Below are 11,769 nucleotides of genomic sequence, written 5' to 3' on the forward strand. Positions count from 1 at the left end.
GTTCGAAGCTTTGAGCAGCCTCGGCACCGAGCCCATCCATGAGCAAATACAACCAGATCTACAACGATCTGCTGGCCAGTATCACCACTGAACGTCTGGAGCGCGGTGCCCGCCTGCCGTCCGAAACCGAACTCATGGACAGCTATCAGGCCAGCCGCGGCACGGTGCGCAAGGCGATCGAACTGCTGCAGGAACGCGGCTTCGCGCAAAAGGTTCACGGCAAAGGCACCTTTGTGCTTTCGACCAACCCGATCGAGTTTCAGCTCGGCGGCATCGTCAGCTTTCAAGAAACCTACCCGCGCCTGGGCAACGACGTCAGCACCGAAGTGGTCGAGCTCAGCCAGTTTGCCCTCGAAGGCCCGTTGCTCGAACACATCCATGCCGAGCCCGGCAGTCTGATCACGCGGATCAAGCGCGTGCGGCGGATCGACGGCAAACGGGTGATCCTCGACATCAACCACTTCGTCAGCGAAGTGATTCCCGGCCTGTCTCTGGACATCGCACAACAGTCGATCTACGCCCACATCGAACAGACCCTGCAATTACAGATCGCCTATGCCCAGCGCACTATCGAAGCCGTGCCGCGCAGCAAAGACGATCAGTTGCATCTGGACCTCGACGGCCAGAGCCACGTCATCGTGGTCAGCAACCAGACCTTCCTGCAGGACGGCCGCCAGTTCGAATACACCGAATCACGGCATACGCTGGACAAGTTCTATTTTTCGGATGTGGCGCGGCGGTGACAGCTGCTGCAAGCGAGCTGGTTTCAAAATATGTGGTTCGCTGACAAACGCGATGACCTCCGTTAGTATGCCGACGTGGCTATGGAACACCTTCCTTCTACCCCCATGAACTAGGGGTTCCGCTCTCCACATTGCGCCTGCTTATTGCAGGCGTTTTCGTATCGATTGCACAGGTGAGTCTCCACTCACTGGAAACGGCGACCAAGGAAGAAATCATGATCAATCAGGAGCTGTTCCTGCGGCGCCGTAGCAAATTTCACGTCCCTACGGGTACTGGCGGAGCCACGCGCGCGCAGGTCGCATCCGCTGTCAAAGAAGTCACGGCGCTCCGATGCGTACTCTCCGAGCCACTGATTGAGCAAATCGGCATGCTCTCTGCGGAAGAACTCAAGAGTTGGCTGCGTGAAGTTATCCGAGTACTTCGGCGACGCAGCGGCGATCACGTCCATCACCGACCGTTTTATCCCGATTTCCCCAATCAGGTCCTCGAGGCTTCAGAGGCGGAGTTGTATCTCAACGCCGTCCTCCACTATCACAGCCTGCGGCGCCTGCCGCCAAGTGAACAGGTTCGGCCAGCCCTGCTTGACGGTAACTTCATCCATTGGGTGATCGAACCGGGAAGCGTCAGCGAATTCGAGTCACTGCTCGAACCGCTGGTCTCATCGCGTACCTCACTGTCCGACGAGGAAGCCGCCGATGTCATCTGGTTTGTCCGAACGTATAAAAACGACGTGTTCCGTCTGTTGCCCGAAACCATCCCGTTCCGCGAAATTCGTGCATTGGTCGCCGGAGCGTTGATTCTGCATGTTGGTGACAACGCCGGGGTGGAGGCATTTCTGGAACAAAACGTCGAAACGGCAACCGACGTGCTGCGCGTGGCGATCGCCTTGCATGGTGGGGACGTGTCGCTGGCGACAGCGCTGACGCGCTTCAGCAAAATGAAGCGTTCGATGCGTCGCCGGCTGTTGCACCTGCTCGACCGCGCGCCCAACGCTACGGAAGATGTGATGCGCCGGGCCGAACGCTGGAAACGCCTGGCCGAAGTCCTGCATCCAGGCGATTACGCTGACAAGTATCCGCAAGCTTTCGCCGCCATTACCGCAGCGCGACGCAACGATGCGCCGGCTTCGTTTGGCTCGCGTGTCGAAACCATGCTTGCTCAACGCCAGATCGCCGCGCTGACACCCGTGCTGCAAGATCGTCCCGGAGAATTCGCCCGGCGACTGGATGTGACATTGCGCCGTGCGGCCGATCCAAGCGCGGTACTCGACGCGTTTGAGGCTGTCGCGGCACAAGTTTCCTCACCGGTTCTGCTGCAATTGCTGGCCCAGGTACAAGCCCCGCGCCCCCTGCCCTTGCGGGCTTTCACACCGAAAGGAGCGCTGGCTAAAGTCTTCGGCACCAAAGATCGTCGCGATCCAATCGCACCACCGGTATTGGCGCGTGCCGCCCAGATCTGCGAACACGCCCTGATAACGCGTTTCGCATCGCTGCCACCGCTGGGTCGCTGCTTCGTCGATTCTGCATTGCACGAATATCGAGTGCCACTGGCACAGCGGGCCGCAGCGAAATCCCTGCGCACCCTGGTACGCGGCAGTCGATTGCCGATGCCCGATACACGATTCATTCGCCTGTTCCTGTGGTGGAAGAACGGCCGTGAGAGCACCGATATTGACTTGTCAGCCGCCTTCTTCGACAGCGACTTCGTTTTCCAGGACGTAGTCGCGTATTACAACCTGAAAGGCTATGGCGGCTACCATAGCGGCGACATTGTCGACGCGCCCAAAGGCGCTTCCGAGTTCATTGACCTCGATCTGGATGCTCTCGTCGAGAAGGGCGTCCGCTACGTCGTCACGTCCCTTAATTCGTTTACCGGGCAGCCGTATTGCGATCTACCGGAATGCTTCGCCGGCTGGATGGCCCGTGCCGACACGGCATCTGGCGAAGTGTTCGAGCCACGCACAGTAGTTGATCGCATCGATATCGCCTCCGATACCGGTATCTGTCTGCCCTTCGTAATGGACTTGCAGGAACGACGCATGATCTGGGCCGATCTCGGGCTGACCTCATCGCCCCGCTGGAATAACGTCAGCAACAACCTCAGCGGGGTTTCGTTGATGCTGCGGGCCTTGGTACATACACCGCGGCCGAATCTGTACACGCTCTTCGATCTACATGTAAGGGCACGGGGCGAGCATGTGACCTCTGCGCAGCAGGCGCAGACGGTGTTCGCGCCAGATCAAGGGCTGACGCCGTTCGATACGGATCTGATTCGGTCGCAATTTCTTTGATAAGTGCAGCAGCATTCGCCGCCCCTCCACAGAACACCCGGCGATAGCCGGCTAACGCACTCGCCTTGGGCGAATCGGTCATGCTCGATCCTTGTTTCTCAAGGATGAAAAACCCATGACCGCTCCCGAACGTCGTCTGCTGCCCAACGCCGCAGACAAAACCGCCCTGAAAACCCTCGCCACGACCCTCGTGAAAACCTGCCCGGGTCTGTCTGACGCCGCGCGTCAAGTTGCCAGCGAACTGCTGCTGGCCAAAGGTCTGTCCGGCCTTGATCCCGACCGGGTGTATTTCCACCGTTTCAAAACCGCGCAGAGCAGCACGCTGACGTTTACCGGCTGGGAACATCTGCTGGAAAAGCCCTACGAAACGCTGACCCTCACGCAACTGGTCATTCATCGCTTTCGCGCGACCGATCAAGACAACGCGGACCTGCTCGGCCTCTACTGCGGGTTTTATTCGGAGGGTCCAGACGCCGAGAATTTCAATCAAGGCAATGAAGTGCGCTTGCTGGGCAGCGATGTTCTGAAGGTGTTCTGGGAAGTCGATTTCAGCACGCGCTACACCGATCAGATGAGCAAATTCTGGCGAACCTCGGCAGATGATTTTCGTGTTTTGGCCAAGTGCAATTTCCTCAGCCAAGCGGTGCAGGCGCTGCAACAAAATGACCTCGAAGGCGAGGATTTTCAGCGCATCATCGCCTCGGTCATCGGGCCGATCACCTGGCCCGTTACTCTGCAAATGCTGCGAGCGACCTACCCGGTCGGCGCAGAAGTGCGTGCGCTGGATCTCGATGGCCACGTCGCTACCGATGTGCTGCGTCTGGTCGAAGACAGCGGCCGGCAGACCCTTTACTTGCCAGGCGAAGCCCCGGCTTTTCGCTTGATGGACACCGAGGCGGATCTGCACGGGTGGCTGCTTGAGCAGATGAATGGCGAGGACAAACGCAGCGCATTGCTCAAGCATTTCCCGCTCACCGAGAGTCACCGCATCAGCGAAAACCTCACCGATCTGATGAACCGCCTGGTGAGCACATGGGGCCGCAGCGATCACCGAATGATCAATCGCAGCAACGTCGCCGTCGCCGGGGACGCGTTCACCTGGTTAAGCGAATCGACACGCAGCGCCATGGTTGCCGAAGCCCATCTGGCGCTGACGTCCAACAGCGACCTGCGCAAAAAGCTCTGGATAGGTTATCTAAGCGCGGGCCTGAAAGTCTTCGGCCCGATGGCGGCGGTGGGCTGGCCGGCGGCGTTGCCATTGATCGGTGCGAGCATCGCCAACATGGCGCTGAACATCGACCAGGCCGTCAACGGCATCACAGCTGCCGAACGCAAAACGGGACTTACCAATGCGGTGCTCAACGGTATTGAAATCGTCTTTGATGTGCCGTTTCTGATCGGCACGGGCGCGCAACTGGAAGTCGGCCCGCAAGTCGAGTTTGCCGAGGCCGAAGAAATGGCCGGGTTGATCGAGTTCACTTCGTCGGGCACGCCTCTCCTGCCGCCTGTGGAGCCGCCCCCTGCCGCGCTGATTGAAGAAGCCAGCACCGAATTGGCCAACGACATTCCCATCGAAACGCCTTCCGCCACATCCGTCCAGGCCTCGACGACTGCCGCTGCACAACAGGGCCCCTCCGTGCCGGGGATTCCCGCCCGCTATCGATGCAACGAGGTACTGGTACCGGACGCCGTCCAGGCGGCCCCAGGGAAATTTGAAGGTATCTACCGTCTCGACAAGGAGCCACGCTACGCGATCAAAATCGGCGTCGACGCGTATTACGTGCGCTACTTTGACGATTCCGAGGAGAGCGGCCACTGGGCGATCGTCAATCCCGAGCGCCCCAATCAGTTCGCGTATTCGCTGCCCGTACGCTTCGGTGCTGGCGGCAAGTGGGAGCGCATACCTGCGTTGCGGCTCAGGGGCGGCGGTCAATGCATGGGCAAGGCTTGCATACCGGACGCTGACACGACCTCCGAGCCGTCTTCCACAACGCCCTCGCCGGAGCTGCCGCTGGTCGAACCGATTCCCTCGTCTGCCTGTCCGCTGCGTCTGGTTACGCCGCTTCACGAAGTGAAGGGAATGGACATGCCGGCACTCAGAAGGTGGGCGATGAACCTGCCTGACTCCCCCGCTACGCTGCCCGGCGCCGCCCGCGACAATCGATCGACTGCCGAGGCGTTTGCCGCCTACTTCGGCGAAAGGCGCGTCGTTCTGCTCAACGAGGCCAAGGAGTTCTACTCGGAACTGAGCTGGGCCAACCTGCCTCCACGGCCGGTCATCCCGCAGGTCACTTCTGCGATGCCGACGGGCGAGCTGATCGACAGTATTTTTGCCAACAGCAATGGGCTGGTGATTGGCGAGACACTGGATCGCATCGCCAGCATGCGTTTCATGATCGAAAACATGCCGGCATTCGCACGCCACATCAATATGTTGTATGTCCGTGGATTGCTCAGTGATTTTGCTCAAATCGATCTCAACGACTTCTTCCGGTCGGGGGAGATGTCGCAGGACCTGCGTATCTATCTGACCAGCCTTGGCACCGACCCCAACGAAAGATTCAACGTTCTTGAGTTGGTCAAGACAGCGCAGGCCAATGGCATCCGGGTCCAGGGACTTGATATTGCGCAGAACTACAAGCCAAAGGTACCGCTCACCTCGATCGAAGAACAGATGATGCGCATTCGTCTGAGCAGCCGAATAATAAGGGGTGATGGAATTCTCAACAGACCGGGTAAATGGGTTGCCTTGAGCGACGCAACCGATACCAATACGTTCAGAACTCTGCCGGGAATAAGCGAACACATGGGCGGCATCGGTTTACGGATCGAGGAGGTTTCGTCCGCAGAGGAAGCAGGCGTCAGTATCGATCCCGGTTTGGAGGTCGCGCGTGGCCCGTTTAATACCGGCGCAACGACCCGCGCCTCGTCCGACGTGCTCTTCGCTGACCTGCGTTTGCAGATTGAGGCACCTCTGCCGCAATGGACGCCTGCGGCGCAGGAAAAGCTGCTGCATCGCAATGGCATGTTCATGTTCGAAAAAAACCAGAATGCCTACACACTGATACGTCGTGACAGCTCAGGCAACATTGTGCGAACCGCGGTGAATAGCCGAAGGGACGGCCAGGTCTACATTTGGGCCCAGTCGATGCCTCGAATCAGCGGCATCATGTTCCGCGACCTCGCCGCGCTATCCGAGCGGCTGATAGAAATCGGCCTGACCCTGCAAAGTCGCCTGCCCACCTGAGCCGTTTTTCGGGATCATGAAACGAAAAAACCCTTGGCTTGAAGGCCAAGGGTTTTTTGTTTACTCGATGCGCCGATCCAGCCTGCGCAGGATCATTCCCGCTCTATTAACAATAGACTGATTTCCCCCAATGAAATAGGCGACACAGGTCATGTCAATAGCTTAATACCATGAGAAAAACCATACTCCGATGACCATCGGCAGCCTATGAATGCGCAAGGGAAAACTATCCACCTACCCGCGACTGACTGCGCAAAGACTCTACCGCTGCCTCAAGTAGCTTTTCGTCGGGCATGAGCGTACCCCATTCCCTCCAAAAATCTCGTGTTGCGCTGTCAGGTTTCACTTGAGGTTGATCCAGTTTGATCCGCGTCGGAAGAAGCACAGCATCACCTAGCAGGAGGGCTTCGCCTGTGTCGAGCAGCGGAAGCATAGCCGTCAAACCAACTAGAGAATCTGGCATAAGCCTCTTGATGACATTCTGATCACTTTCGTTCGTCAGCCTGAGAGCTAGGAAGTTGTTGCACTGAGAAAGAATGGTCCGGCTGACATCTGATGGCCTTTGACTCACCACGAGTAAAGAGAAGCCGTATTTTCGTCCTTCCTTTGCGATGCGCTCAAATGACCACAGCGCCTGTCGTTGAACGGCATCAGCGTCATCCTTCACTGGTAGGTAGAGGTGCGCTTCATCGCAAAGCAACGTGATCGGAGTGCGGGCATCGGCGGTCATCCAAAACTGAACGTCGTAAAGCAGTCGGGCAAGTGTGCCGGTAACCACAGGAAGTACATCAGCTGGTACTTCAGAGAAATCAATAATCTTGATGCCGTTATTTGAGTCCGCGCGAAGCAATTTCACGATCTGCCTAGCAAGCCATCCGTAATCCAACGATTCTGGTGGTGGCGAAAACATAAAGCCATATCGCCGGTCGTCAAGCTTAGCCTCAAGCCGGGAGATGAAACGCGTCAGTTTATCTTCCCATTCGCCTTTAACAGCCGCGCCCTTAGCACCGACCCCTTTCGTCGTATTGTCGACCTTTAAACGATCAACCAAGTCCGATACGGCATATGGAATCGGCGAATCGACTGTGAAGGTCTCTTTAACTTTGGCCTTACCCGAATCATCAAGCGTGTTCCCCTTGAGCTCACGGACATGGCGGGTAAATCGTGAGGCTTGGTTGGGTGCGTTCTGATCGCTCCGGTCTAAAACCATCGACAGCATTTCGTCGCGGTTCAACAGCCAGTACGGAAGAAATAACGCATCATCTTTTGGCGCCGCTAGATCACCCGGTCCGGCGATACGAAACCGCTGCGCGAATCCGCCTTTGCTTTTATCCGCAAGTGGTCGATATTCACCGTGCATGTCAAAAACCACAATGTTGGGAAACTTGAGTTTGGCTGCCCTTTCAAGGATAAGCGCAACTGCCCAACTCTTCCCCGACCCGGTACTCCCGAGAATTGCAGCATGCCTCTGAAAAAATTTGTCGCCGCTTGCTATCGCTTCAGCGCTCCGGTCGGCGACAAATACGCCAAGCTTTAGACGCTCGTTCTCTGAGAGGCCGGCACCCAAGATGCCCATGAACCGTTGCAGATTTGCTGCTTCGATGACGAAGCATTCACGGTCAATCTGAGGAAAGCTATCAGCCCCTCGCTTAAAGGTGTCCGATTTTTCTCCATCAACCGTTCGATAGGTGCCAATTACAAAAGCCTGCATATGATCAGAAGGCGAGACGGTCAACGTTCCGAACTCACCATCCGCGGGGTCGGGGAGCTCCTCACGGAGTGAGCGGGTAACCCGATCAGCCATTGCAATAAGGAACTCAGACTGCGTAACCCCCCTAATCGCGATGAGCTGCCCTATACCTACGCGGGTCAGCATCTCGGAGTTAGTAACGTCAATCGCAACGCGACTGGTGTCGACACCGGCAACGCGTCCAATTTGTTCATTATCTGTAAAGTCGAGCGCTGCACCAGTCATGCGGATAGAACTCCTTTTACGAATCCGTCAAGGTCCCAATAATCGATATCGGGATAAAATTTCTCAGCGCCGTCGATGATGAAACGGGTGCCGATAGTGCCACCTTCTTGGTGAAATTCTGCCGCAATCACGTTCTTATGCCCGATGGCCAACTCTCGCGCTTTAGAAGAGAGCCAGTAGGTCAAGATTAAGGTCCTCACACCTGACTTGATCCGAGGGGTCAGATGCGTCTCTAAGTGATCGTCATTGAAGCCGTAACCGAGGATGAGAAAATAGCGAGCTTTGTCGATAGCATCGTTGGCTTTTTCACGATGCTTATCGAAGGGGCTGTCGTAGCCGCTCCTGAATTTGTTTAGCCCTGGCGTAATGATAAGTCGAGGTAGCGGTAGTGCTCCTGCGTAACGTACTGGATTGCCCTTACGGTGATACCAGTCAAGGCTTCCGTGCGGTTTGAAGACGTTTACCTTGGATGCGAATTTGTACCGCACATTTTTACCGACCAGCTTGACGCTACGGCAGAAGCTCCAGTAGCTATCCTGTGGATCTAGCCGCGCGGCAAAATGGCCGGAGAACATTGTATCGACACCTAGCCCAGCTTCCTCGCAGGCAAGCTCAACGAGACGGTCATAGTTTGTTGTCACGATTGGTATCCCCGCGTCCGGCTTGAGCAAGTGGGGAATAAGCCGCGTTAGGCGAAGAGTTTTTGCGTTACTAAACACCTCAGAAATGATCCCCTCCTCCGACCGAGCGATGAAATCACCGGTGCTCTGCACAATAGCGGCCTCCAACGAGGGCGTTGGAGCTTGCTTGAGCAAAGCCGCTTCCAGCCCATCAGTTGCAATGAGTGGATGGATCTGCTCCCAGAGTTGATTGTCCTCCGGGGAAAGGCTCGCTGGAATGTGCATGACCAAATGCTGGCCAAGCAATCCCATCCCGGGCACTCCTTCTGCGCATGACAATCCAGAACCAACGACCAAGACGAGACCATCGCCAAATTGTTTCTGAAGCTGCTTCTTTAACGCACTTATTTCCATGTGCCCCCACCAATGTCATCGTGCCAGCCTCTCAAGAAGGTAGCACGGCGCCAGGCCCTTCAACAGCTCGCAATTCGCTCAGAGCATAGCGCCCGCTAACCGTGAAGCTTCAGGACTGAAGAGGGCAGCGACTAACGTTTCTCCGTGGCATCTATCTCTCATCATCTACCTTTAAATGCCAGTCCTACGAGGTAAGTGGAGATATCGATTAGGCGGAAGCCTATGACACACTATGATATATCAAGGCGAAAATTTACATTCCTAGGTACGCTCTAGCAGCGGTAAAAAACCTAAAATACCTTCCATCTTCTGGCGATAAACGCGCTTGAGCTACAATTTGTCGAGCTTCACCGGCGCTCTTTCCAACTTTTACCTGAGCAATTAAAGCGTCAGATATTATTTTTAGGGTATCAACTCTAGCTTTCTTCAATCTACCTGAATTTAGATTCAGCTCGACAATTGTCCTATCTACCAAATCAACCGCAACACCTGATTCAGCACATGCAGCTTCGTTTACACCTAGCTGACCTGTGGTTCTACTTACTGTAAACAAGCATGGCGCCAGCGGTATATCCAACGGAAACAAAATCAAACCATCAAGTATTTTATTTTCCTTCTTCTTATCACATGTAAGATCAGGAGCACCGTACCTTACCTCTGGCTCGTGAACCGCACCATTTGAACCACCCAAACACACAGCGAACAAATTACTCCACTTAGTTACCCATGGAATATTATTTGCAAAAGAGCTTTTTGGGTGAAAGTGCTCCACCCCAATATCCTGAATCCCACCAACCCCATCGCGCCGATAAATATCTATTTCACAATATGCACAAAGATAATGCTGATCCACCAAAAGCCGATCAACAACTTCAGCCTGATACTCCGACTCAGACCTGAATTTATCCCAATGTTGCCGATGACTTACTCCATCATATGGATTGGTATCGTTAAAAACCGCTACAAAACCAGGCTCATCCTGTTTCTTTATATTTTTCAATTTTTCGAATCCAACTCTTGAATTGCAATATCCATTTCAAGGCGCTCAATCTCCGGATCAAAACCCTTACCCCATGCATCTAACTCTTCCTTCAGCAGAAGCGCATCTTTCGCTTTCCAGTTACCCGATTCAACCAGCTGCTGGTACTGTTTTAGTTTTCGAACAATTTCTAAACTATCAGGCCGAGTATTGACCCCAAGTATTTTATCAAGCACATAACTATTATCAGCGCCTTCAGAGAAAGCTACGGGCACTAGACACGCGTCTGCCCCCTCCCAATCAATCACCCTCAATTGATCAGGGCGCACGGTTGAAATTACGTGAGGACTATGAGACGACACTATAAATTGAATATTTTGAAAGACCCTTCGAAGGTCAGGAAGAATGGTTTGTTGCCAACCTGGATGTAGATGAAGCTCCACTTCATCTATCATCACAATCCCTGTAGAAACGAGAGGATCCTTCAGATCAGGATTTGCCTCTGCCATTCTGGCAGCAATATCCATGACCATAACCAACGCGATACGATACCCGTCACTTAACTGTTCGATCCTAAGAGGATACACGCCATCAGCTCGTGCCCAATCCAACATTATCCCAGCAGGATGAGCCATGCGCGGATTGGAAAACTCAGGCATAAATTGCTGTATAGCACTCCGAATGCAGCTGAGCTCAGGAGATTTATAATCGAAAGATTTTAACTCACGCTGCCTTGAGAGTTCTAGAGTCTCAAGATTATAAAAATACTCAATAAAACGTCTAAAATTAGTCTTACTTTCCAACGACTCACTATATGAATCAAACCTAGTAAACTCTTTCTTGAAACCTCTCTTCCTCTCGGGAAGTGCAAAAACGCCACGACCCGTCCCATAATAAGCCAGAACCGGCAATATTACGCCATTGCTCTCATTAAATCCGTCGACCAACGCGTCCGCATAATCATTTATTGCCTTTATTCCTAGCGCGGGAGGAATCTGCTTCGACGTTTTTTTCGTTTTATCCCGACGCTCAGTCCTGTCCCAACATACCCCATCGATTGTTTCGCATGTAACTCTACTATAGGGCGGCTTGGCGCCAGTTTCCAATACCTTGAAATCGGTCTCTTTTTGCGATATCCCCGCGACTCCAGGGATGCGGGTTAAAAAAGCTCCGATTGAGATCGCCAAAGCGTCGAGAATCGAGCTTTTACCAGAGCCATTTCGAGCAACAAGTACAGTCAAGTCTTCATCAAAATCAATTGAGAAGTCGGTAAAACGGCGAAAATTTTCACAACGAATTTTCTTAATCTTCATAGGACTTCCTTTTTCGCCCCGGACTCAAGGCCCCATTCAAATATCCGACAGCTACATTTGCCGCACCAAGATAGCTAGCTCGTCACTATCCCCGCCGCGCAAAACTTCGTCGAAAAGCGCTCTCGCATAGACTGGGTCAGCGCGCAGCAACTCCGCCATTACCTGGTCGTGCATCCTGTCCTTCACA

7 protein-coding genes are annotated in these 11,769 nt (G+C 54.3%); 3 read left to right on the forward strand and 4 right to left on the reverse strand.

The annotated features are described in order from the left end of the window. Window positions 1-38: 38 nt before the first annotated feature. From treR to ACGSLL_RS14025, 3 genes are all read left to right on the forward strand, one after another. Entirely contained in the window at window positions 39-743 is a 705-nt protein-coding gene (gene treR / locus ACGSLL_RS14015; RefSeq protein ID WP_394506710.1) for a trehalose operon repressor, read from the forward strand. A 215-nt stretch (window positions 744-958) separates the two neighbouring features. Beyond that, the gene (locus ACGSLL_RS14020; RefSeq protein WP_394506712.1) at window positions 959-3,034 is read left to right on the forward strand and encodes a TerD family protein; all 2,076 of its coding nucleotides are present in this window, start codon (window positions 959-961) and stop codon (window positions 3,032-3,034) included. Window positions 3,035-3,149: 115 nt separating this feature from the next. Next, window positions 3,150-6,281, forward strand: coding sequence for a membrane-targeted effector domain-containing toxin (locus ACGSLL_RS14025; RefSeq protein WP_394506714.1), 3,132 nt, complete (start codon window positions 3,150-3,152; stop codon window positions 6,279-6,281). A 226-nt stretch (window positions 6,282-6,507) separates the two neighbouring features. Here ACGSLL_RS14025 and ACGSLL_RS14030 read toward each other — a convergent pair whose 3' ends face one another. The 4 genes from ACGSLL_RS14030 to ACGSLL_RS14045 form a co-directional block, all read right to left on the reverse strand. Continuing rightward, a complete protein-coding gene (locus tag ACGSLL_RS14030; RefSeq protein WP_394506716.1) occupies window positions 6,508-8,256 on the reverse strand; it encodes an ATP-binding protein in 1,749 nt (582 codons plus the stop codon). Next, the gene (locus ACGSLL_RS14035) at window positions 8,253-9,290 is read right to left on the reverse strand and encodes an SIR2 family protein (RefSeq protein WP_394506718.1); all 1,038 of its coding nucleotides are present in this window, start codon (window positions 9,288-9,290) and stop codon (window positions 8,253-8,255) included. The genes ACGSLL_RS14030 and ACGSLL_RS14035 overlap by 4 nt, the downstream gene beginning before the upstream one ends. 253 nt (window positions 9,291-9,543) lie before the next feature. After that, window positions 9,544-10,290: a retron system putative HNH endonuclease gene (locus tag ACGSLL_RS14040; RefSeq protein ID WP_394506720.1), complete on the reverse strand. Its 747-nt coding sequence runs from the start codon at window positions 10,288-10,290 to the stop codon at window positions 9,544-9,546. Continuing rightward, entirely contained in the window at window positions 10,287-11,582 is a 1,296-nt protein-coding gene (locus ACGSLL_RS14045; protein WP_394506722.1) for an AAA family ATPase, read from the reverse strand. The genes ACGSLL_RS14040 and ACGSLL_RS14045 overlap by 4 nt, the downstream gene beginning before the upstream one ends. Between the last annotated feature and the right edge of the window lie 187 nt (window positions 11,583-11,769).

This window comes from Pseudomonas retamae, from assembly GCF_043496865.1.
Taxonomy (GTDB): Bacteria; Pseudomonadota; Gammaproteobacteria; order Pseudomonadales; family Pseudomonadaceae; genus Aquipseudomonas; species Aquipseudomonas retamae.

Coding starts and splice junctions, on each gene's coding strand:
- treR (WP_394506710.1), top strand. CDS start 39: ATGAGCAAATACAACCAGATCTACAACGATCTGCTGGCCAGTATCACC.
- ACGSLL_RS14020 (WP_394506712.1), top strand. CDS start 959: ATGATCAATCAGGAGCTGTTCCTGCGGCGCCGTAGCAAATTTCACGTC.
- ACGSLL_RS14025 (WP_394506714.1), top strand. CDS start 3,150: ATGACCGCTCCCGAACGTCGTCTGCTGCCCAACGCCGCAGACAAAACC.
- ACGSLL_RS14030 (WP_394506716.1), bottom strand. CDS start 8,256: ATGACTGGTGCAGCGCTCGACTTTACAGATAATGAACAAATTGGACGC.
- ACGSLL_RS14035 (WP_394506718.1), bottom strand. CDS start 9,290: ATGGAAATAAGTGCGTTAAAGAAGCAGCTTCAGAAACAATTTGGCGAT.
- ACGSLL_RS14045 (WP_394506722.1), bottom strand. CDS start 11,582: ATGAAGATTAAGAAAATTCGTTGTGAAAATTTTCGCCGTTTTACCGAC.